Below are 20,369 nucleotides of genomic sequence, written 5' to 3' on the forward strand. Positions count from 1 at the left end.
TCATCTGCGCCATCGTCGTTCGTCGCGCGCAGCTTTTTCACCTTGAAACTTTTTCGGGCGCCCCGCCTGGGGGCGCCGTTTTTGGAACCGTCCGCATGAAAGCTTCCCGTTTCTTTATCGGCACCCTGAAAGAAGCACCCGCCGACGCAGAGATCGTCAGCCACAAGCTGATGGTACGCGCCGGCATGATCCGTCGCGTCGCCGGCGGCATCTATAACTACCTGCCGGTCGGCCTGCGTTCGATTCGCAAGGTCGAGGCGATCGTGCGCGAGGAAATGAACCGGGCGGGCGCCATCGAGCTGCTGATGCCGGCCGTGCAGCCGGCCGAGCTGTGGCAGGAATCGGGCCGCTGGGAACAGTACGGCCCCGAGCTGCTGCGCTTCAAGGACCGCAAGGACAACGATTTCGTGATCGGGCCGACGCACGAGGAAGTCGTCACCGACATCGCGCGCAACCAGATCAAGAGCTACCGGCAGATGCCGGTGAACTTCTACCAGATCCAGACGAAGTTCCGCGACGAGATCCGTCCGCGCTTCGGCGTGATGCGTGGCCGCGAATTCATCATGAAGGACGCGTATTCGTTCGACAAGGATGCGGCGGGCCTGAACGAGTCGTATCGCAAGATGTACGACGCGTACGTGCGCATCTTCACGCGCCTCGGCCTCGAGTTCCGTGCGGTCGCGGCGGACAGCGGCTCGATCGGCGGCAACTTCTCGCACGAGTTCCACGTGATCGCCGACACCGGCGAGGACGCGATCGCCTACTGCCCGACGTCCGAGTTCGCGGCGAACATCGAGGCGGCCGAAGCGCTGCCGCTGATTGCCGAGCGCGCGGCGCCGGCCGAAGCGATGGAAAAGGTCGCGACGCCGGGCAAGGCGAAGTGCGAAGCCGTCGCCGAACTGCTGGCCATCCCGCTCGAGCGCACGATCAAGTCGATCGTGCTCGCGACCGACAACGAAGGCGCCGAGCCGACCATCTGGCTCGTGATGCTGCGCGGCGACCACGACCTGAACGAGATCAAGGTGTCGAAGCTGCCGGGCCTGAAGAACCACCGCTTCGCGACCGAGCAGGAAATCGTCGAGTGGTTCGGCACGCCGCCGGGCTACCTCGGCCCGGTCGGCACGAAGAAGCCCGTGAAGGTGATCGCGGACCGCACGGTCGCGAACATGAGCGATTTCGTCGTCGGCGCGAACGAGGTCGACTATCACATCGCGGGCGTGAACTGGGGCCGCGACTTGCCGGAGCCGGACGTCGCCGACGTGCGCAACGTGCAGAAGGGCGACCCGTCGCCGGACGGCAACGGCGTGATCGACATCTGCCGCGGCATCGAGGTCGGCCACGTGTTCCAGCTCGGCACGAAGTACTCGGAAGCGCTGGGCGCGACGTTCCTCGACGAGTCGGGCAAGCCGCAGCCGATGCTGATGGGCTGCTACGGCGTCGGCGTCACGCGCATTCTCGGCGCGGCGATCGAACAGAACTTCGACGACCGCGGCATCATCTGGCCGGAGTCGATCGCGCCGTTCGAGGTCGTGCTGTGCCCGATGGGCTATGACCGCAGCGAAATGGTGCGCGAGACCGCCGACAAGCTGTACGCGGAACTCGTCGCGGCCGGCATCGACGTGATCCTCGACGACCGCGGCGAGCGCCCGGGCGTGATGTTCGCCGACTGGGAGCTGATCGGCGTGCCGCATCGCCTCGTGATCGGCGAGCGCGGCCTGAAGGAGGGCAAGATCGAGTACCAGGGCCGCCGCGACGCCGAAGCGACGCTGCTGCCGGCCGACGCGGCCGCGGCGACGGTCGTGGAGAAGATCCGCGCCGCGCTCGCGCACTAAGCACGGCGACCGGGGGACACGATGGAATACACGTTCCTGTCGGCCACCGTGCTCCTGGTGCTGATCACCGATCCGCTCGGCAATATCCCGCTGTTCATTACGGCGATGCGGGACGTGCCGCGCGAGCGGCGCGTGAAGCTGATCCTGCGTGAAGTGGGGATCGCGTTCGTGATCCTGCTGTTCTTCATGGTGGTCGGCGACCGCTTCCTGCGGATGATGAGCCTCACCGACCTGTCGCTGCGGCTCGGCGGCGGGATCGTGCTGTTCCTGATCGCACTGCGGATGATCTTCCCGCATCCGGACGGCGCGCTCGGCAGCGATCCGCGCGCGGGCGGCGAACCGTTCATCGTGCCGCTCGCGATTCCGGCACTCGCCGGGCCGTCGGCGCTCGCGACGGTGATGCTGCTGACGTCGCAGGCGCCGGGCAAGATGTTCGAGTGGGTCGGCGCGCTGACGGTCACGATGCTCGTCTGTGCGATCACGCTGGTATTGGCCGAACGGATCCAGCAGTGGCTCGGCGAGCGGACGGTCGCGGCGTTCGAGCGGCTGATGGGCCTCGTGCTTGTCGCGATTTCGGTCGAGATGCTGCTGGCCGGCATCCGCGCGTTCGTGCACCAGCTGTAGGGCGGCGCGCGCACGAAAAAAAGCGGCGCTCCGGGGAACCGGAGCGCCGCTTTCTATTTATATGGCGGGCGGGGCGGCGATCAGACGTTCGTGGTCAGCGCGCGGATCGTCGGCAGGTTGCGCCAGTAGCCCTTCGCATCCATCCCGCAGCCGAACACGTAGCGGTCCGGCACCGAGAAGCCGCAGAAGTCGGGGTGCAGCGGTTTGGCCTTCGCGAGCGTCTTCTCGCACAGCACGGCCGACATGAAACGCTGAGCGCCCATGTCGAGGATGCGGTCGCGGATCGCGGCCATCGTTTCGCCTTCGTCGAGGATGTCGTCGAGCACGAGCACGATCCGGTCCTTCACCGACTCGCGCGGCGCGACGCGCCAGTGCATCTCCGGGCTGCCCTGCGTCGTGTTGCGGTAGCGGGTCAGGTGGATGTAGTCGAATTCGAGCGGGAAATCGAGATGCGGCAGCAGCATCCCGGTAAACACCGCGGCGCCGCCCATCACCGAGAGAACGAGCGGGAACGCATCGCCGATCTCGGCGCGGATCGCGTCGGCCATCCGGGCGATCGACGCATTGACGGCGTCGGCCGAGACGATCTCTTCGGAGTGGTCGAAAATGTGGAGGGCTTCTTCGCGGTTCATGTGTTGTGGCGGGCAGTCGGTATACAAATAAGGATGAAGCAGAACGGACGGCGCGCGCTACAGCAAAAACCCGCGCGCCGGCCGACGGGCGGAATCAGCGCATGCCGGGCATCATGCCCTTCAGGCCGCGCATCATCTTCTGCATGTTGCCGCCCTTCAGCTTCTTCATCATCGTACGCATCTGGTCGTACTGGTTCAGCATCCGGTTGACTTCCTGCACCGGCACGCCCGCGCCGGCCGCAATGCGGCGCTTGCGCGTCGCCTTGATGATTTCGGGTTTCGCGCGCTCGGCGGGCGTCATCGAGCTGATGATCCCTTCCATCCGGCGGATCTGCTTTTCGGCCTGGCCCATGTCGGCGCCGGCCGCCGCCTGCTGGAATTGCGCGGGCAGCTTGTCCATCAGCGACGACAGGCCGCCCATGTTCTTCATCTGCGAGATCTGCGCGCGGAAATCGTTCAGGTCGAAGTCGCCGCCTTTCTTGACCTTGTCGGCGAGCTTCTGCGCGGCCTGCACGTCGACGCCGCGCTGCGCTTCCTCGACGAGCGCGAGGATGTCGCCCATGCCGAGGATCCGGTTCGCCATCCGGTCGGGGTGGAACACCTCGAGGCCGTCGAGTTTTTCGGCGACACCGACGAACTTGATCGGCTTGCCCGTGATGTGGCGCACCGACAGCGCGGCGCCGCCGCGCGAATCGCCGTCGAGCTTGGTCAGCACGACGCCGGTGAGCGGCAGCGTGTCGTTGAACGCCTTCGCGGTGTTGACCGCGTCCTGGCCGAGCATCGCGTCGACGACGAACAGCGTTTCAGCCGGCTTCAGCGTGCCGTGCAGCGCGGCGATTTCCTGCATCATCGCCTCGTCGATGCCGAGGCGGCCGGCCGTGTCGACGATCAGCACATCATGGTAGTGGCGCTTCGCCCAGTCGACGGCCGCAAGCGCGATGTCGACGGGCTTCTGGTCCGGCGTCGACGGGAAGAAGTCGGCGCCGACCTGTTCGCTCACCGTTTTCAACTGCATGATGGCGGCCGGGCGATACACGTCGCACGACACGGTCAGCACCTTCTTCTTGTACTTCTCGCGCAACAGCTTCGCGAGCTTGCCGACGGTCGTGGTCTTGCCTGCGCCCTGCAGGCCGGCCATCAGGATCACGGCGGGCGGCGTGACCGCGAGATTCAGCTCGGCGGCCTTGCCTTCATAGTCGCCGCCGATCACGGCGGTCAGTTCCTTCTGGACCACGCCGACGAGCGCTTGACCCGGCGACAGGCTGCTGATCACTTCTTCGCCGAGCGCCTTTTCCTTGACCTTGGCGATGAATTCGCGGACGACCGGCAGCGACACGTCGGCTTCCAGCAGCGCGAGACGCACCTCGCGGAGCATCTCCTGCGTGTTCGCCTCGGTGAGTCGGGCCTCGCCGCGCAGCGTCTTGACGACGCGCGCCATCCGTTGAGTGAGATTGTCGAGCATGGGGAGCGATGGACAGTGGGGCCCGAAGGCGCGGCGGAACCGAACAAAGGGAGCCGTCGCGGGAAGGGGGCCTAGTGTAAACTTCGAACATGGATATTGTACTGTATGCCCTCACCGCATTCCTGTACGGCGGCCTCGCCGTCGCAGGCTGGCGCACGCACCGCCAGGGCGCGACGCCGCTCGTCGCGAGCGTGCCGGCCGTGCCGGTTCCCGCGTCCGCCGCGTCCGGGATGAGCGGGGCCGGCCGCGCGCTGCTGTTCGCCGCGCTCGTCGCGCACGGCGTGCTGCTCCACATGACGATTTTTCCGAACGACGCGATGGTGTTCGGCTTCGCGTTCGCGCTGTCCGCGATGTTCTGGCTCGGCGCCGGCATCTACTGGATCGAGAGCTTTTTCTTCCCGCTCGACAGCCTGCGCCTGCTGGTGCTGCCGCTCGCGTGCGGCGCGTCGCTGCTACCGCTGGTGTTCGGCGGCGTGCGGGTGCTTCCTTATGCCGCAGCGCCGCTGTTCAAGCTGCACTTCCTGATCGCGAACATCGCGTACGGCCTGTTCGCGATCGCGGCGCTGCACGCAATCCTGATGCTGATGGTCGAGCGGCGCCTGCAGTCGCTGCGCAACGGCGGGCGCGACGGCTCGACGGGCTGGATCGCGAGCTGGCTCGAAACGCTGCCGCCGCTGCTCACGCTCGAGAAGCTGCTGTTCCGCCTGATCGGCGCCGGCTTCGTGCTGCTCACACTGACGCTCGCGTCGGGCATCCTGTTCAGCGAGCAGGTCGACGCGCGCGCGCTGCGGCTCGACCACAAGACCGTGTTCGCGATCCTGTCGTGGCTGATGTTCGGCGGCCTGCTGGTCGCCCGCAAGACGTCGGGCTGGCGCGGGCGCGGCGCCGCGCGCTGGGTGCTCGTGTCGTTCGCCGCGCTGCTGCTCGCGTATGTCGGCAGCCGGTTCGTTTTCGAGGTGCTGCTGCACCGTTCCGTGGTTTGACCGCAGGCTTACGATGCGACAGATTCTTCTCCTGATTCTTCTCTTCTTCGCCGGTTCGTGGCTCGCGCGCAAGCTGCGCCAGGCCCAGGAGCACGCGCAGGCACGCACCGGCCGCGGCGCGGGTGACGGCGGCGCGCCGGGGGCCGGCGCTGCGCGCCCGAACGGCGACACGCGGTCGCTGCCCGAGCCGATGGTGCGCTGCGCCGAATGCGGCGTGCATGCGCCGAAGGGCGACGCCGTCGCCGCGGGCGGCGAATACTTCTGCAGCGCCGAGCACGCACAGCGCCACGCCGCGCGCGCGAGCGGTCACGACGCACGATGAGCGGCGCGCCGCCGTTGTCGGTCGACGCGAACGGCTGGGTGCGCGAAGCGCGCCATGCGCCGTCGCCGAACTTCGAGGCGCGGCCCACGGGTGCGGTGCCGACGCTCGTGGTCGTCCACAACATCAGCCTGCCGCCCGGCGAATTCGGCGGCGACGCGATCGAGGCGCTGTTCCTGAATCGCCTCGACTGCGATGCGCACCCCTATTACCAGAGCCACCTGCGCGGCGTGCGCGTGTCCGCGCACTTCCTGATCCGCCGCGGCGGCGAGCTCGTGCAGTTCGTGTCGTGCGACGAGCGCGCGTGGCACGCGGGCTCGTCCGAGTTCTTCGGCCGGGCGCGCTGCAACGATTTCTCGATCGGCATCGAGCTCGAAGGCGCGGACGACGTGCCGTTCGACGACGCGCAGTACGCGATGCTCGCCGCGCTCTCGCGCGCGCTCGCCGCACGTTATCCGGTCGACGCATTCGCGGGGCACTCGGACGTCGCGCCGGGCCGCAAGACCGACCCGGGCCCGCATTTCGATTGGCAACGCTTCGCGAGCGATGCCGGTTTTTCCGCCGAATACTTTCCTTTCCGTCAGCACTGATCACGGGGTTTTTTGACCGGAGAAAGTTTTTTCTCCGACCAATGCCTTGTCGTGTCGGCGCGCGAGCGATGTCAAGACCTCTATCGCAAATTATCCGTTTGGACGTCGTCCGAATGTCCACTATACTTGGTGCCAGTTGAGCAGTTCTGTACTAGATATAGTGTGTGTCGCAGGGGAAACCCGAGCGGCACCGGCCGGCGGGCAACGCCGGCGGACAGGGTTCTCAGGGCGGCGCGTCAGGCCGGGCGGTCAGAGCGTCGCGATCAGCGCAGCGAATTTCGACGGGGCGGGGTACACATGACGAAGCACACGACCGGCTCGGTTGTCGCGCATCGACCGAACCGGCTTCCCCGACGCATCGCTCGCCTCTTACCGCTCGCGCACCGCATTGCGCAGCGTTCGTTTTAATCCGCGGTTCTCTCCGCACCATCCAACACCAGGAGCTTTGCACATGCAAACCACCGACAACGCGACGTCCCAGTACGAGAGCGCCTCGAGCCGTCCGCTCGGCGGGACCGAACAGGGCGCGCAAGCGCTCGCGCCGCAAGCCACGTTCGCCGACTACAAGGTGATCCGTCGCAACGGCAGCGTGGTGTCGTTCGAGCCTTCGAAGATCGCGATCGCGGTGACCAAGGCTTTCCTGGCCGTCAACGGCGGGCAGGGCGCGGCATCGGCGCGCGTGCGCGAGCAGGTCGAACAGCTGACGCACAACGTCGTGCGCGCGCTCGTGCGCAGCCGCCCGAACGGCGGTACGTTCCATATCGAAGACATCCAGGACCAGGTCGAACTCGCGCTGATGCGCGGCGGCGAGCACAACGTCGCGCGTGCGTACGTGCTGTATCGCGAGAAGCGTCACCTCGAGCGCCAGCATGCCGGCGAGGAAGCAGCGGCGGCAGGCGGCGAGTCGAGCACCGGCATCAACGTCGTCGACAACGGCGTCTCGCGTCCGCTCGACATGAACGCGCTGCGCGCGCTGATCGTGTCGTCGTGCGATGGCCTCGGCGCTGCGGTTAACCCTGAGCCGATCGTCGCGGAGACGGTGAAGAACCTGTACGACGGCGTGCCGATGAGCCAGGTCTACGACTCGGCGATCCTCGCTGCGCGCACGATGATCGAGAAGGACCCGGCATACAGCCAGGTCACGGCCCGCATCCTGCTGCACACGATCCGCCGCGAGATCCTCGGCGAGGAAGTCCTGCAGGCGGAGATGTCGACCCGTTACGCGGAGTACTTCCCGCAGTTCCTGAAGCGCGGCGTCGACGCCGGCCTGCTCGACGACAAGCTGCTGCAGTTCGACCTGAAGCGCCTCGGTGAAGCGCTCGACGCGAACCGCGACCTGCAGTTCGGCTACCTCGGCCTGCAGACGCTGTACGACCGCTACTTCCTGCACGTCGACGGCACCCGCATCGAAATGCCGCAGGCATTCTTCATGCGCGTCGCGATGGGCCTGTCGCTGAACGAGATCGACCGCGAAACGCGCGCGATCGAGTTCTACAACGTGCTGTCGAGCTTCGACTTCATGAGCTCGACGCCGACGCTGTTCAACTCGGGCACGCACCGCTCGCAACTGTCGTCGTGCTACCTGACGACGGTCGCGGACGATCTCGACGGCATCTATGAAGCGCTGAAGGAAAACGCGCTGCTGTCGAAGTTCGCCGGCGGTCTCGGCAACGACTGGACGCGCGTGCGTGCACTCGGCTCGCATATCAAGGGCACGAACGGCAAGTCGCAAGGCGTGGTCCCGTTCCTGAAGGTCGTGAACGACACGGCCGTCGCGGTCAACCAGGGCGGCAAGCGCAAGGGCGCGGTCTGCGCGTACCTCGAATCCTGGCACCTCGACATCGAGGAATTCCTCGAGCTGCGCAAGAACACGGGCGACGATCGCCGCCGTACGCACGACATGAACACGGCGAACTGGATTCCCGACCTGTTCATGAAGCGCGTGATGGAAGGCGCCGACTGGACGCTGTTCTCGCCGTCGACCTGCCCGGACCTGCACGACAAGTTCGGCGCCGATTTCGAGAAGGCTTACACGGCTTACGAAGAGAAGGTCGCGCGCGGCGAGATCAAGCTGTTCAAGAAGATCCCGGCGCAGCAGCTCTGGCGCAAGATGCTCGGCATGCTGTTCGAGACGGGTCACCCGTGGATCACGTTCAAGGATCCGTGCAACATCCGCTCGCCGCAGCAGCACGTCGGCGTCGTCCACTCGTCGAACCTGTGCACGGAAATCACGCTGAACACGAGCGACACCGAAATCGCGGTGTGCAACCTCGGCTCCGTGAACCTGCTCGCGCACCTGGTGAAGCAGGCCGACGGCAGCTACGCGCTCGACCACGACAAGCTCAAGCGCACGATCAGCGTCGCGATGCGCATGCTCGACAACGTGATCGACATCAACTACTACGCGGTGCCGAAGGCGCGTAACTCGAACCTGAAGCACCGCCCGGTCGGCATGGGCATCATGGGCTTCCAGGACTGCCTGCACCTGCTGCGCACGCCGTACGCGTCGGAAGCGGCGGTCGAGTTCGCCGATCGCTCGATGGAAGCGGTCTGCTACTACGCGTACTACGCGTCGACCGAGCTGGCCGAAGAGCGCGGCCGCTACTCGAGCTACCGCGGCTCGCTGTGGGATCGCGGCATCCTCCCGCAGGACACGCTGAAGCTGCTGACGGAAGCGCGCGGCGGCTACGTCGAGGTCGACACGTCCGAGTCGCTCGACTGGACGACGCTGCGTTCGCGGATCGCCGCGCACGGCATGCGCAACTCGAACTGCGTCGCGATCGCGCCGACGGCGACGATCTCGAACATCATCGGCGTGTCGGCGTGCATCGAGCCGACCTTCCAGAACCTGTACGTGAAGTCGAACCTGTCGGGCGAGTTCACGGTGGTGAACGAGTTCCTCGTTCGCGACTTGAAGGAACGCGGCCTGTGGGACGAAGTGATGGTCGCCGACCTGAAGTACTTCGACGGCATGCTGTCGCGCATCGACCGCATCCCGGCCGACCTGCGCGCGATCTACGCGACCGCGTTCGAAGTCGATCCGACGTGGCTGGTCGAAGCCGCATCGCGTCGCCAGAAGTGGATCGACCAGGCGCAGTCGCTGAACATCTACATGGGCGGCGCGTCGGGCAAGAAGCTCGACGAGGTCTACAAGCTCGCCTGGCTGCGCGGCTTGAAGACGACCTACTACCTCCGCACGATGGCGGCGACGCACGTCGAGAAGTCGACGGTCGCACACGGCGCGCTGAACGCGGTGCCGACGGGTGGTGCGAGCGGCGGTGGTTCGAGCAGCGGCGGCGCGCAAGGCGCGGCAGGCGGCTTCGGTGCGGCAGGCGGCGATGCGTCGTCGGGCGCGATCGGCGCAGCGGCGGCACTCGCGCCGGTCGAGGCCGACGGTCCGGTGTGCACGATGCGTCCGGGCGATCCGGGCTTCGACGAATGCGAAGCGTGCCAGTAACGCAGCGCGCCTGACCTGAAGATGTGCCGTGCGGCGCGCACGACGACCGATCGAGGTTGAAGTGTGCGCCGCTCTCAACTAAAAAAATGATAAGGAATCTGTAACGCGGCACCGGCGTTGCAGGCAGCGACAAGCGATCGAAACATCCCCGACGACGTCGCGTTTCGATCAGCGTTCGATGCGTCGAGCGCACCTCGCGATACGCGCGCGACACACGTCGCGCTCTGCATGAACGACGATGCGTTGCTCAAAGTGTTGTATCGAGGTCGCAACGCGAATCGAAAAAAGGATTTTTCGTGAGCGAACCCTTTTATCGCTCAGGAAAAGATGGTACAAACCGTTCTAAATTGATGGTGAGAATTTATGCTCAACTGGGATGACGAGAAGACTGCCGTAACTCCCGCGAGCGGAGCGCAGCACAATGCGACGCGCGCCCCCGCAGGAGTGGCTGTCGGAATGCAGGCTGCGTCGCCTGCCGCCCATCAGGTCCGTGACATTTTCGAAGGCGATCTTGCGGTGCCGCCGCAAGCATCGGCTGTTCCCGCCGGCGGTTCGGAAGCGCGGGTCAATGTCGCCGACAAGCGCATCATCAACGGCCAGACTGACGTCAATCAGCTGGTGCCGTTCAAGTACAAGTGGGCGTGGGAAAAGTATCTGGCCGGTTGTGCGAACCACTGGATGCCGCAGGAAATCAACATGTCCCGCGACATCGCTCTGTGGAAGGACCCGAACGGTCTGACCGAGGACGAGCGCCGCATCGTAAAGCGCAACCTCGGCTTCTTCGTGACGGCCGATTCGCTCGCGGCGAACAACATCGTGCTCGGCACGTACCGCCACATCACGGCGCCCGAGTGCCGGCAGTTCCTGCTGCGCCAGGCGTTCGAAGAGGCGATCCACACGCACGCGTACCAATACATTGTCGAATCGCTCGGTCTCGACGAAGGCGAGATCTTCAACGCGTACCACGAGGTCGCGTCGATCCGCGCGAAGGACGAATTCCTGATCCCGTTCATCCACACGCTGACGGACCCGGCCTTCAAGACCGGGACGCTCGAAGCGGATCAGAAGCTGCTGAAGTCGCTGATCGTGTTCGCCTGCATCATGGAAGGCCTGTTCTTCTATGTCGGGTTCACGCAGATCCTCGCACTCGGCCGCCAGAACAAGATGACGGGTGCTGCAGAGCAATATCAGTACATCCTGCGCGACGAGTCGATGCACTGCAACTTCGGCATCGACCTGATCAACCAGATCAAGCTCGAGAACCCGCATCTCTGGACCGCGGAATTCCGCGCGGAGATTCGCGAGTTGTTCAAGCAGGCTGTCGAACTCGAATACCGCTACGCCGAGGACACGATGCCGCGCGGCGTGCTGGGTTTGAACGCGTCGATGTTCAAGAGCTATCTGCGCTTCATCAGCAACCGCCGTTGCCAGCAGATCGGCCTCGATCCGCTGTACCCGAACGAGGAAAACCCGTTCCCGTGGATGAGCGAGATGATCGACCTGAAGAAGGAGCGCAACTTCTTCGAGACGCGTGTGATCGAGTATCAGACGGGGGGCGCGCTGTCCTGGGAATGACCCGCAGCAGCGAACCCGTTACATGATGGAGCAGCCGGCGGCCTCTCGGCCCCGGCCCAAGGTTTAGGAGCAAGAACGCCTGATGCAAAGCATGCCCGGTGCCTTAGCGGCCCAACGACACGACAGGCACTTTGCGAACCCTTCAGTGGGATGGGCAAACTTCCCTCCGGATAAAGCGGACGGCCGTGTGGCGGTCCGCTTGATCAAGCGATTAGGGGTAGCGGCGCGAGGTGCGCCGGCTACCGACTTGATTTGGCGCGCGAGGCCGGGTGGTCACGCGCGCCATACCGTATTCATTAGCGTAAGCGCGCGGTATCCGCGTACGCCGATGAATAGCCCGCTTCGAAGCGCACGTCCTGAACAGCGTCCGCGGGAAGCGGGTTTTGACGAAGGGTGTAGTTTGAACTGACTCTCATCTGAACCTGAAGGAGAACAACATGGCTACCGCCAAGAAAAAACCGGCTGCTAAGAAAGTTGCTGCCAAGAAGACCGTCGCGAAGAAGGCCGCTGCTCCGGCGAAGAAGGCCGCCGCAGTGAAGAAGGTTGCTGCGAAGAAGGTCGCGGTGAAGAAGGTTGCCGCGAAGAAGGCAGCACCGGCGAAGAAGGCCGCTGCGAAGAAGGTCGCGGCAAAGAAGGTCGCAACGAAGAAGGTTGCAGCCAAGAAGGTCGCAGCGAAGAAAGTCGCAGTGAAGAAGGTTGCTGCGAAGAAGGCAGCGCCGGCCAAGAAGGCCGCTGCGAAGAAGGTTGCAGCCAAGAAAGTCGCAGTGAAGAAGGTTGCTGCGAAGAAGGCCGCACCGGCCAAGAAGGCTGCTGCCAAGAAGGCTGCGCCTGCGAAGAAGGCTGCTGCCAAGAAGGCTGCGCCTGCGAAGAAGGCCGCTGCGAAGAAGGCTGCGCCCGCCAAGAAGGCTGCCCCTGCGAAGAAGGCTGCCGCTCCGGCGAAGAAGGCTGCTGCTCCGAAGAAGGCCGTCGTGAAGAAGGCTGCACCGGCAACGACCGCGTCGACCGCATCGGTCGCGCCGGCATCGGGCGTGAAGACCGCGCTCAACCCGGCAGCGGCATGGCCGTTCCCGACCGGCAGCCGTCCGTAATCGCGGCTGACCAGCATCACCCGGGCACTCACGTGGTGTCCGTGGGTTGAGTAGCGCTACTCAATCAGTCCCGCCATCTGGCTCAGGTGGCGGGATTTTTTTCGTCCGTATTCGCCCATGTACCGGCCGCGGCGAGGACGGACGAAAAAAAAACGCATGTGCAGCTTCGCACATGCGTTCGACTGCGGCTTGCGCCGCATGCTGAGGTACCCGGTTAGTGCGTGACGCGCGTGACGCCGCCGCTCGACAGCAGCCGCACACGCTCGCCGGCGCGGAACGCTTCGCCGCTTGCTGCCTGCGTGATCGAGCGCAGGTCGCCGTTGTCGAGGCGCACGGTGATTTCGACACCGTTCGCCGTGCTGAGGTTTTCGCCGACCGCGTTGCCCGCGACCGCACCGACGAGACCGCCGGCGATTGCCGTCAGGATCGATCCCTTGCCGCCGCCGATCGCGCTGCCTGCGACCGCGCCGAGTGCGCCGCCGCCGAGCGTGCCGATCGCGCTGCCGCCGCCGTCGGACTGGATGCGCACCGCACGGACGCTTTCGACCGTGCCCATGCGGACCGTCTGTTCGCGCTGCGCCTGGCCGACGCTATAGACATCTGCCGAACCGGGTGCCGTGAAGCAGCCGGCGAGGGTCAGCGTGGCAGTCAGCATGGCCGCGAGCGTGAGGTTTTTTTTCGTCAACATTTTGGCTCTCCCACAATATTCATTTGAGACTGTAACCGAATGCAGCCTCGAAGCGCGCGTCGATTTCGGCGCGCGTCAGTACGTAAGTCTGGGGCCCCTGGTGAGCGATCTTGATCGAACCCATCAGGCTCGCGAGGCGGCCCGTGGTTGCCCAGTCGAGGCCGTTCTCGATACCGAACAGCAGGCCGCCCCGGAAGGCATCGCCGCAGCCGGTCGGATCGACGACACGCTCGGCCGGCACAACCGGAATCTGCTCCGTGCCCTGCTTGTGGCGGATGGTCGCGCCGTGCTCGCCACGCGTAATGACGAGGGCGTCGACCCGGCTGGCGATTTCGTCTTCGGACCATCCCGTTTTGTCGCTCACCAGCTTGGCCTCGTAGTCGTTGACCGCGACATAGGTCGCAAGTTCAATGCTGCGGCGCAGCGTCACGCCGTCGAACAGCGGCAGGCCCTGGCCCGGATCGAACACGAACGGCACACCGGCCTTGGCGAGCTCTTCCACGTGCTGCACCATCCCGTCGAAGCCGTCGGGGCCGACGATCGCGAGCTTGATGTCCGGCGCGTCGCCCGCATGGTTCAGGTGCGACTGCATCATCGCGCCGGGGTGGAACGCAGTGATCTGGTTGTTGTCGAGATCGGTCGTGATCATCGCTTGCGCCGTGTACGTGTCGGGCAACACGCGAACGTGATCGCAGCGCAGGCCGAGCTGATCGAACCGGTCGAGATACGGCTGCGCGTCGAGCGCGCCCATCGTCCCCATCATGCGCGCATCGCCGCCGAGCAGGTGCAGCGCGTACGCGATGTTGCCCGCGCAGCCGCCGAATTCGCGGCGCATCGTCGGCACGAGGAAGCTCAGGTTGATGAGATGCACCTGGTCGGGCAGGATGTGCTCGCGGAACCGCCCTTCGAAGGTCATGATGGAGTCGTAGGCGATCGAGCCGCAAATCAGCGTAGCCAAGGTGTGCGTTCCTGTAGAAATGAAAGGCCCTGCGCGACAGCGCCGCGCGAAGGGCGCGGCGCGGCAGGGGACAGCGGGGGAAAGCTTACTTCAGTGCGGCGAGCGCGGCGTCGTAGTTCGGCTCGTCCTTGATCTCGCCGACGAGTTCCGCGTGGATCACCTTGTCCTGCGCGTCGAGCACGACGACGGCACGTGCGGTCAGGCCGTTCAGCGGGCCGCTCGTCACGTCGACGCCGTATGCGTTCGCGAACGCGCGGCCGGTGCGGAACGTCGAAGCCGTCACGACGTTCGCGAGGCCTTCGGTCGTGCAGAAGCGCGTGGCTGCGAACGGCAGGTCGGCGGACACGACGACCACGACCGTGTTGTCGAGCGACGACGCGGCTTCATTGAACTTGCGGGTCGACGTCGCGCAGGTCGGCGTGTCGAGGCTCGGCACGATGTTCAGCACCTTGCGCTTGCCGGCGAAGCTGGCGAGCGACAGGTCGGCGAGGTCCTTGCCGACCAGCTTGAAATCGGCGGCTTGGGCGCCGACGGCCGGGAACGTGCCGGCGAGATCGATCGGGTTGCCACCCAGCGTAACTTTGCTCATGTTCGTGCTCCGAAATAGCGCGCCGCTCGGGCGCGCGGGTTGAGACGGGCGCGCAGGCGCGCGCCGCGGCGCGTCACGGATAGAAGATCTGGACGCGGAAATTCGAGGCGGGCGTGCCGTTCGTTTCGACGCGGACGATCATCGTCTGCGTCTTGCCGGGCGGCAGCCCGGCGTCGATCGGCGTACCCGGGCGCACGTAGTCGCGCGGCGCGAGCACGCGGCGCACGGTCACGTGATTGGTGTCGTCGAGCAGCGCCAGTTCGAGCGACGGGTACGCGAGCGCGACGCGGTAGCGGTTCGTCAGCGGCACTTTCAGCTCGAGCACGCGCGGGCCGTCGAGCTGGCGCAGGTCGGTCGCGTCGAGCCGCAGGCCGTCGATCGCGCGCGGCGGCGCGACCGTGCAGCCGAGCGGCGCGCAGGCCTGACGGAACCAGCCCTGCGTGACGGGCCAGTAGATCATCAGCGTCTCGCGCTGCCACCATGCGAGTTGCGCGACGAGCAGGAAGGCCAGTACCGCAGCGACGAGGCCGCCGAAAAAGCCGCCGAGCAACCCGCGCCGCTGCGGCGCGCGCGTCTCGCGCGTGACGGCGAAGGGCGGGCGATCGTCGTCGGTCGGCGCGGCGGGGAACGGCGCGGCGGGCGCGTCGGTGACCGCGGCCGGTGTTTTGTCGTGCCGGGTGAAGGCGTCAGGTTCGGATCCGGTTTCGGGTGCGGTGACGGCCGGCGCCGGAGCGAACGCAAAACGCGGTTCGCGCGGCGCGCGCTCGTCGTCCGGTACGGCGAAGTGCGCGTTGCCCACGGGTTCGGTCTCGTCGGTAGCGGTTTCTGCTTCCGACGGAATGTGGGCGACGAAGCGGGGCTCATGTGGGTCGCGTTCGACGGGGGGCACGACGGGCGTCGGCGATGCTTCGATTTCCTGTTCCGTCTGCGTCGAATGCGGTTCGGCCGGTTGCGCGGCGTCGGTGGATGCATCGAGCTCGGTCGGGGACGGGAACGGCGCGGGCGTACCCGACAGGTGAACGATGCCGGCTTCGGTGGACGGGAGCGCGAGCGGCACCAGCGGCGCGGTGCGCACGGTCTGCACGTTGTGCTGCAGCGACGGATCGACGCCGCCGTCGAGCCACGGCGCCCACATGTCCCAGCCTTCCGGCTTGTAATCGGTGCCGGACGGCGACCCGGCCGGCGCGTCGGCGGTGAACAGCCGTGCGGGCGCGGCCTGGTGGTGCGCGTCGTCGTTCTCCGGCGCGGCAGCCGTTTCGGTCAATACCGGTTCGGGCTGCTGCGCATGCTCGGGAACGAGCGATTCCGACGCGTTGAAGACTTCGTGGCAATGCCCGCAGCGCACGAGCCCTTCATGCAGCGAGAGCTGTTCCTGCTGCAGGCGGAAGACGGTTTCGCAATGGGGGCAGCGCGTCGCAAGAAGCATGTCGAGCCGGGCGGCCTGCTGGCCAGAGTAAAGGACAGCGCTATTCTAATGGCTTTCCCGCCGGGTTCCGGCAAGGCAGACCCAACCTTCGTGTTCGCGCCAGACCGAGATGTCGATGTAGCGCGCATAGACGGCCGCGACTTCGTCCGCCTGGCGCGCGAGCACGCCCGACAGCGCGATGCGCCCGCCCGGTTTGACCTTCGACGCGAGCATCGACGCCATCAGCTTCAGCGGGTTCGACAGGATGTTCGCGACGACGATGTCGAATTCGCCGTCCGGGCACGCATCGGGCAGCCCGTACGTGACTTCCGCGCGGTTGCGCTCGCTGTTCTGCCGTGCCGACTCCACCGCCTGCGGATCGATGTCGATGCCGATGACGGGGTTCGCCCCGCATTTCTTCGCGAGGATCGCGAGAATGCCGGAGCCGCAGCCGTAGTCGAGTACCGACTGGCCGGGCTTCACCGATTGTTCGAGCCACTCCATGCAAAGGCGCGTGGTCGGGTGGCTACCGGTACCGAACGCGAGGCCGGGGTCGAGTTCGAGTACGAGCGCGTCGGGATCGGGCGCGTCGTGCCACGACGGCACGACCCAGATCCGCTCGCCGATCGGGATCGGCTCGAACTGCGATTGCGTGAGCCGCACCCAGTCCTGTTCCTCGACTTCGCGGACGTCGAATTTCGGCGTCCCGGCGAGGCCGATCTCGTTTGCGGCCGCCGCGAGCAGCACGGCCGGATCGTGGTCGGGCGACAGCAGTGCGACCACGCGCGAGTGCTGCCACGCGGTGCGATCGGGCACGAGGCCGGGCTCGCCGAAGAGCGGCTGTTCGTCGGGCGTGTCGGCGTCGGCGTCCTCGACGGACACCGACAGCGCGCCGAGGTCGAGCAGCGCGTCGGACAATGCCTCCGCGTGCTCACGGGCCAGTTCGACGACGAGTTCGCGATAGCTCATGCTTACGCTTCTTCCGGTGCGACCTGCTGCTTCTGCGCGAGCCGGTTTTCGAGGTAGTGGATGCTGGTGCCGCCTTCGACGAACTTCGAGTCGATCATCAGCTCGCGGTGCAGCGGGATGTTGGTCTGGATGCCTTCGACGACCATTTCCGACAGCGCGATGCGCATCCGGCTGATTGCCTGCTCGCGGGTCGCGCCGTAGGTGATCAGCTTGCCGATCATCGAATCATAGTTCGGCGGCACGAAATAGCCATTGTAGGCATGCGAATCGACGCGCACGCCGGGGCCGCCCGGCGTATGCCACGACGTGATCCGGCCCGGCGACGGCGTGAACTTGAACGGATCTTCTGCGTTGATCCGGCATTCGATCGCATGTCCGCGGAACTGGATGTCGCGCTGGCGCAGCGCGAGCTTCTCGCCGGCCGCGATGCGGATCTGTTCCTGCACGATGTCGACGCCCGTGATCAGTTCCGACACCGGGTGCTCGACCTGCACGCGCGTGTTCATCTCGATGAAGTAGAACTCGCCGTTTTCGTACAGGAATTCGAACGTGCCCGCGCCGAGGTAGCCCATCTTCTTGCACGCGTCCGCGCAGCGGTCGCCGATGCGGTCGATCAGGCGGCGCGGAATGCCGGGTGCCGGCGCTTCCTCGATCACCTTCTGGTGGCGGCGCTGCATCGAGCAGTCGCGCTCGCCGAGCCAGATCGCGTTCTTGTACGCGTCGGACAGCACCTGGATCTCGATGTGGCGCGGGTTCTCGAGGAACTTCTCCATGTACACCTGCGGGTTGCCGAACGCGCGGCCGGCTTCCTCGCGGGTCATGTTGACCGCGTTGACGAGCGCGGCCTCGGTGTGCACGACGCGCATCCCGCGCCCGCCGCCGCCGCCCGCCGCCTTGATGATGACCGGGTAGCCGATCGTGCGCGCAATCTTGACGATCTCCTTCGGATCGTCCGGCAACGCGCCTTCCGAGCCCGGCACGCACGGCACGCCGGTCTTGATCATCGTCTGCTTCGCGGTGACCTTGTCACCCATCATGCGGATCGTTTCCGGGCGCGGGCCGATGAACGTGAAGCCCGACTGCTCGACGCGTTCCGCGAAATCGGCGTTCTCCGACAGGAAGCCGTAGCCGGGGTGGATCGCCTCGGCGTCGGTGACTTCCGCGGCGCTGATCAGCGCCGGCATGTTCAGGTAGCTCAGGTTCGACGGGGCCGGGCCGATACAGACGGCTTCGTCCGCGAGGCGTACGTACTTGGCTTCCTTGTCGGCTTCCGAGTAGACGACCACCGTCTTGACGCCGAGCTCGCGGCACGCGCGCTGGATGCGCAGCGCGATTTCACCGCGATTGGCAATGAGGATTTTTTCAAACATAGCGAGTATTCGTCTCTTCGAGGGGCGCGCGAACGGCGCCTGGCGAGCATCGGCGGCGCGCGGCTGGCTTAGCCGCGCGGCGGACTTAGCCGATCACGAAAAGCGGCTGGCCGTATTCGACGGCCTGGCCGTTCTCGACGAGGATTTCCTTGATCACGCCGGCTTTATCGGACTCGATTTCGTTGAGCAGCTTCATCGCTTCGATGATGCAGATCGTCTGGCCTTCCTTGACCGTGTCGCCGACCTGGACGAACGGGTCCGCGCCCGGCGACGGCGCGCGATAGAACGTGCCGACCATCGGCGACGTCACGACGTGGCCCTGCGGGACGGCCGGCGCGGCTGCGGCGCCGGCTGCCGGCGCAGCGGCACCGTCCGTCGGCAGCGCGGCCGACGGAGCGGGCGCGCTGAATTGCGGGGCATACCCAGCCGTCGGCTGTACGTAGACCGGCGGTGCGTTCTTGACGATGCGCACCTTGCCTTCGCCTTCCGTCACTTCCAGCTCGGAGATGCCGGATTCGGAAACGAGGTCGATCAGAGTTTTCAGCTTACGAAGATCCATCGGGAATTCCCCTTTCAATACGTGAAAGCGCCGGTTAGGGGCCGGCGCTGAATCTAGATCGCGAAATCAGCCGCGCGACGTGCCTTGCAGCTTGTCCAGCGCGTACTCGAGCGCGTACAGATAACCTTTCCAGCCGAGCCCGCAGATCACGCCTTCGGCCTGGTCGGAAAAATAGGAGTGGTGCCTGAACGCTTCGCGGCGATGCACGTTCGACAAGTGAACCTCGACGAACGGGATGCCAACGCCGGCGATCGCGTCCCGGATCGCGACGCTCGTGTGCGTATACGCGGCCGGATTGATCAGGATGAAATCGGTCTGTTCCTCCCGCGCGGCCTGGATGCGGTCGACCAGCGCGCCTTCATGGTTGCTCTGGAACGACGACAGTTCGGCGCCGGCTTCCCGGGCACGCGCGGCAAGCGCCTGATCGATCTGTGTCAGCGTGACGCGGCCGTACACCTCCGGTTCCCGGGTGCCGAGAAGGTTCAGGTTGGGGCCGTGCAGCACCAGCAATCGTGTCATGGTCGCTTCTATTTCTGCGGAATTGCGCGAACTTTAGCGCTATTTAGAGAAATTTGTCTAGTTTTGCCGAACGGCCGAGTTCGCCGGACCTGCAAGAATTACCGGTGCGGATGCAAAGTATCGGCGAATTCACGCGAAATTGCGGCGATCGACGGACAAATTGCTGCGAACGTGCGGGCCGGCGTTCGGGCAGCTTACAGCGCGTCGAGCGTCTTTTTCAGCTCGGACGGCTGGATTTGTCCCAATTTTGTCTCGCGAATCTTGCCGGTTTCGTCGATGACGACCGTAAACGGCAACGCGCCAGCGGTGTTTCCGAAATTACGGGCCAGATCGGCGCCCGCATAACCGCTGATGAAAACCGGATAGTCGACCTTCACTTTCTGCAGAAAGTTCTTCACGTTCTGCTCGGAATCGACGCCGATCCCGATGAAACGGATGCCTTTCTGTTTGTACTGATGCGACAGCGCGACGAGTTCGGGCATCTCTTCGACGCACGGGCCGCACCATGACGCCCAGAAATTGACGACGACCTTCTGGCCCTTGAAGGCAGCCAGCGTGGCCGGCTTGCCGTCGACACCCGTCAGCGCCGCTGCCCACAACTGGTCGACCGGGCTGCCCGCTGCGGCGGGCGAGGCGATGGCGACGCCGTCGTCGGCATTGCCGCGGAACCAATGGCCGGCGGTAATCCCGCCGGCGACGGCGGCGGCCGCGACCACCGCGAGCGCCAACATGCGTTTCATCATCATCGTT

Annotated in this window: 20 protein-coding genes; 9 read left to right on the forward strand and 11 right to left on the reverse strand. The window is 65.6% G+C overall.

Going from position 1 to position 20,369, the window contains the following annotated elements:
- Positions 1-95: 95 nt before the first annotated feature.
- Together ACNQQL_RS24225 and ACNQQL_RS24230 are read left to right on the forward strand one after the other, a co-directional pair.
- The gene (locus ACNQQL_RS24225; RefSeq protein ID WP_347066228.1) at positions 96-1,832 is read left to right on the forward strand and encodes a proline--tRNA ligase; all 1,737 of its coding nucleotides are present in this window, start codon (positions 96-98) and stop codon (positions 1,830-1,832) included.
- Positions 1,833-1,853: 21 nt separating this feature from the next.
- Positions 1,854-2,456, forward strand: a complete 603-nt coding sequence (locus tag ACNQQL_RS24230; RefSeq protein WP_174420911.1) for a MarC family protein — start codon at positions 1,854-1,856, stop codon at positions 2,454-2,456.
- An 80-nt stretch (positions 2,457-2,536) separates the two neighbouring features.
- On the opposite strand, the gene ACNQQL_RS24235 is transcribed toward ACNQQL_RS24230, so the two are convergent.
- Both ACNQQL_RS24235 and ffh read right to left on the reverse strand, forming a co-directional pair.
- Positions 2,537-3,088 carry a hypoxanthine-guanine phosphoribosyltransferase gene (locus ACNQQL_RS24235; RefSeq protein ID WP_047899742.1) on the reverse strand — a complete coding sequence of 184 codons (552 nt, stop codon included), beginning with the start codon at positions 3,086-3,088 and terminating at the stop codon, positions 2,537-2,539.
- Positions 3,089-3,182: 94 nt separating this feature from the next.
- The gene (ffh, locus tag ACNQQL_RS24240; protein ID WP_111015360.1) at positions 3,183-4,550 is read right to left on the reverse strand and encodes a signal recognition particle protein; all 1,368 of its coding nucleotides are present in this window, start codon (positions 4,548-4,550) and stop codon (positions 3,183-3,185) included.
- A gap of 89 nt (positions 4,551-4,639) precedes the next feature.
- On the opposite strand from ffh, the gene ACNQQL_RS24245 reads away from it, so the two are divergent.
- The 7 genes from ACNQQL_RS24245 to ACNQQL_RS24275 all read left to right on the forward strand — a co-directional run bounded on the left by ACNQQL_RS24245 (position 4,640) and on the right by ACNQQL_RS24275 (position 12,562).
- Positions 4,640-5,533, forward strand: a complete 894-nt coding sequence (locus ACNQQL_RS24245) for a cytochrome C assembly family protein (RefSeq protein WP_034182665.1) — start codon at positions 4,640-4,642, stop codon at positions 5,531-5,533.
- Positions 5,534-5,546: 13 nt separating this feature from the next.
- The gene (locus ACNQQL_RS24250; RefSeq protein ID WP_034182666.1) at positions 5,547-5,855 is read left to right on the forward strand and encodes a PP0621 family protein; all 309 of its coding nucleotides are present in this window, start codon (positions 5,547-5,549) and stop codon (positions 5,853-5,855) included.
- The gene (gene ampD, locus ACNQQL_RS24255; RefSeq protein ID WP_347066232.1) at positions 5,852-6,442 is read left to right on the forward strand and encodes a 1,6-anhydro-N-acetylmuramyl-L-alanine amidase AmpD; all 591 of its coding nucleotides are present in this window, start codon (positions 5,852-5,854) and stop codon (positions 6,440-6,442) included. The genes ACNQQL_RS24250 and ampD overlap by 4 nt, the downstream gene beginning before the upstream one ends.
- Positions 6,443-6,893: 451 nt before the next feature.
- Positions 6,894-9,899, forward strand: coding sequence for a ribonucleoside-diphosphate reductase subunit alpha (locus ACNQQL_RS24260; protein ID WP_072436372.1), 3,006 nt, complete (start codon positions 6,894-6,896; stop codon positions 9,897-9,899).
- A gap of 363 nt (positions 9,900-10,262) precedes the next feature.
- The gene (locus ACNQQL_RS24265; RefSeq protein WP_072436370.1) at positions 10,263-11,474 is read left to right on the forward strand and encodes a ribonucleotide-diphosphate reductase subunit beta; all 1,212 of its coding nucleotides are present in this window, start codon (positions 10,263-10,265) and stop codon (positions 11,472-11,474) included.
- Positions 11,475-11,556: 82 nt separating this feature from the next.
- Complete coding sequence (locus tag ACNQQL_RS24270) at positions 11,557-11,883, forward strand: hypothetical protein (protein ID WP_072436369.1); 327 nt, start codon at positions 11,557-11,559, stop codon at positions 11,881-11,883.
- A gap of 28 nt (positions 11,884-11,911) precedes the next feature.
- Positions 11,912-12,562 (forward strand): histone H1-like DNA-binding protein, encoded by a 651-nt coding sequence (locus ACNQQL_RS24275; protein ID WP_069746258.1) that lies wholly within the window; start codon positions 11,912-11,914, stop codon positions 12,560-12,562.
- A 214-nt stretch (positions 12,563-12,776) separates the two neighbouring features.
- On the opposite strand, the gene ACNQQL_RS24280 is transcribed toward ACNQQL_RS24275, so the two are convergent.
- The 9 genes from ACNQQL_RS24280 to ACNQQL_RS24320 form a co-directional block, all read right to left on the reverse strand.
- On the reverse strand, positions 12,777-13,250 hold the full coding sequence (locus ACNQQL_RS24280) for a glycine zipper 2TM domain-containing protein (RefSeq protein ID WP_034182671.1): 474 nt from the start codon (positions 13,248-13,250) through the stop codon (positions 12,777-12,779).
- 19 nt (positions 13,251-13,269) lie between these two features.
- Positions 13,270-14,208 carry a carbohydrate kinase family protein gene (locus tag ACNQQL_RS24285; protein WP_347066236.1) on the reverse strand — a complete coding sequence of 313 codons (939 nt, stop codon included), beginning with the start codon at positions 14,206-14,208 and terminating at the stop codon, positions 13,270-13,272.
- An 85-nt stretch (positions 14,209-14,293) separates the two neighbouring features.
- Positions 14,294-14,797 (reverse strand): thiol peroxidase, encoded by a 504-nt coding sequence (gene tpx / locus ACNQQL_RS24290; protein ID WP_034182673.1) that lies wholly within the window; start codon positions 14,795-14,797, stop codon positions 14,294-14,296.
- 73 nt (positions 14,798-14,870) lie between these two features.
- Positions 14,871-16,223: a zinc-ribbon and DUF3426 domain-containing protein gene (locus tag ACNQQL_RS24295; protein ID WP_347066239.1), complete on the reverse strand. Its 1,353-nt coding sequence runs from the start codon at positions 16,221-16,223 to the stop codon at positions 14,871-14,873.
- A 45-nt stretch (positions 16,224-16,268) separates the two neighbouring features.
- The gene (gene prmA, locus ACNQQL_RS24300; RefSeq protein WP_175963114.1) at positions 16,269-17,171 is read right to left on the reverse strand and encodes a 50S ribosomal protein L11 methyltransferase; all 903 of its coding nucleotides are present in this window, start codon (positions 17,169-17,171) and stop codon (positions 16,269-16,271) included.
- 2 nt (positions 17,172-17,173) lie between these two features.
- Complete coding sequence (accC, locus tag ACNQQL_RS24305) at positions 17,174-18,541, reverse strand: acetyl-CoA carboxylase biotin carboxylase subunit (RefSeq protein ID WP_072436365.1); 1,368 nt, start codon at positions 18,539-18,541, stop codon at positions 17,174-17,176.
- Positions 18,542-18,626: 85 nt separating this feature from the next.
- The gene (gene accB / locus ACNQQL_RS24310) at positions 18,627-19,100 is read right to left on the reverse strand and encodes an acetyl-CoA carboxylase biotin carboxyl carrier protein (RefSeq protein WP_072436364.1); all 474 of its coding nucleotides are present in this window, start codon (positions 19,098-19,100) and stop codon (positions 18,627-18,629) included.
- A 66-nt stretch (positions 19,101-19,166) separates the two neighbouring features.
- Positions 19,167-19,619, reverse strand: a complete 453-nt coding sequence (gene aroQ / locus ACNQQL_RS24315; protein WP_072436363.1) for a type II 3-dehydroquinate dehydratase — start codon at positions 19,617-19,619, stop codon at positions 19,167-19,169.
- A gap of 194 nt (positions 19,620-19,813) precedes the next feature.
- Positions 19,814-20,365 carry a TlpA disulfide reductase family protein gene (locus tag ACNQQL_RS24320; protein WP_347066242.1) on the reverse strand — a complete coding sequence of 184 codons (552 nt, stop codon included), beginning with the start codon at positions 20,363-20,365 and terminating at the stop codon, positions 19,814-19,816.
- Positions 20,366-20,369 lie beyond the last annotated feature (4 nt).

It is taken from the genome of Burkholderia sp. LFS061 (genome assembly GCF_047978125.1).
GTDB classification, from domain to species: Bacteria; Pseudomonadota; Gammaproteobacteria; order Burkholderiales; family Burkholderiaceae; genus Burkholderia; species Burkholderia pyrrocinia_C.

What these genes read in the sequence shown, in the direction of transcription:
- ACNQQL_RS24320 (WP_347066242.1), bottom strand. Translation starts at nt 20,365, where the DNA reads ATGATGATGAAACGCATGTTGGCGCTCGCGGTGGTCGCGGCCGCCGCC.
- ffh (WP_111015360.1), bottom strand. Translation starts at nt 4,550, where the DNA reads ATGCTCGACAATCTCACTCAACGGATGGCGCGCGTCGTCAAGACGCTG.
- ACNQQL_RS24245 (WP_034182665.1), top strand. Translation starts at nt 4,640, where the DNA reads ATGGATATTGTACTGTATGCCCTCACCGCATTCCTGTACGGCGGCCTC.
- ACNQQL_RS24250 (WP_034182666.1), top strand. Translation starts at nt 5,547, where the DNA reads ATGCGACAGATTCTTCTCCTGATTCTTCTCTTCTTCGCCGGTTCGTGG.
- ACNQQL_RS24280 (WP_034182671.1), bottom strand. Translation starts at nt 13,250, where the DNA reads ATGTTGACGAAAAAAAACCTCACGCTCGCGGCCATGCTGACTGCCACG.
- ACNQQL_RS24270 (WP_072436369.1), top strand. Translation starts at nt 11,557, where the DNA reads ATGCAAAGCATGCCCGGTGCCTTAGCGGCCCAACGACACGACAGGCAC.
- ampD (WP_347066232.1), top strand. Translation starts at nt 5,852, where the DNA reads ATGAGCGGCGCGCCGCCGTTGTCGGTCGACGCGAACGGCTGGGTGCGC.
- ACNQQL_RS24260 (WP_072436372.1), top strand. Translation starts at nt 6,894, where the DNA reads ATGCAAACCACCGACAACGCGACGTCCCAGTACGAGAGCGCCTCGAGC.
- aroQ (WP_072436363.1), bottom strand. Translation starts at nt 19,619, where the DNA reads ATGACACGATTGCTGGTGCTGCACGGCCCCAACCTGAACCTTCTCGGC.
- ACNQQL_RS24275 (WP_069746258.1), top strand. Translation starts at nt 11,912, where the DNA reads ATGGCTACCGCCAAGAAAAAACCGGCTGCTAAGAAAGTTGCTGCCAAG.
- ACNQQL_RS24235 (WP_047899742.1), bottom strand. Translation starts at nt 3,088, where the DNA reads ATGAACCGCGAAGAAGCCCTCCACATTTTCGACCACTCCGAAGAGATC.
- accB (WP_072436364.1), bottom strand. Translation starts at nt 19,100, where the DNA reads ATGGATCTTCGTAAGCTGAAAACTCTGATCGACCTCGTTTCCGAATCC.
- accC (WP_072436365.1), bottom strand. Translation starts at nt 18,541, where the DNA reads ATGTTTGAAAAAATCCTCATTGCCAATCGCGGTGAAATCGCGCTGCGC.
- ACNQQL_RS24295 (WP_347066239.1), bottom strand. Translation starts at nt 16,223, where the DNA reads ATGCTTCTTGCGACGCGCTGCCCCCATTGCGAAACCGTCTTCCGCCTG.
- ACNQQL_RS24230 (WP_174420911.1), top strand. Translation starts at nt 1,854, where the DNA reads ATGGAATACACGTTCCTGTCGGCCACCGTGCTCCTGGTGCTGATCACC.
- ACNQQL_RS24225 (WP_347066228.1), top strand. Translation starts at nt 96, where the DNA reads ATGAAAGCTTCCCGTTTCTTTATCGGCACCCTGAAAGAAGCACCCGCC.
- ACNQQL_RS24265 (WP_072436370.1), top strand. Translation starts at nt 10,263, where the DNA reads ATGCTCAACTGGGATGACGAGAAGACTGCCGTAACTCCCGCGAGCGGA.
- prmA (WP_175963114.1), bottom strand. Translation starts at nt 17,171, where the DNA reads ATGAGCTATCGCGAACTCGTCGTCGAACTGGCCCGTGAGCACGCGGAG.
- tpx (WP_034182673.1), bottom strand. Translation starts at nt 14,797, where the DNA reads ATGAGCAAAGTTACGCTGGGTGGCAACCCGATCGATCTCGCCGGCACG.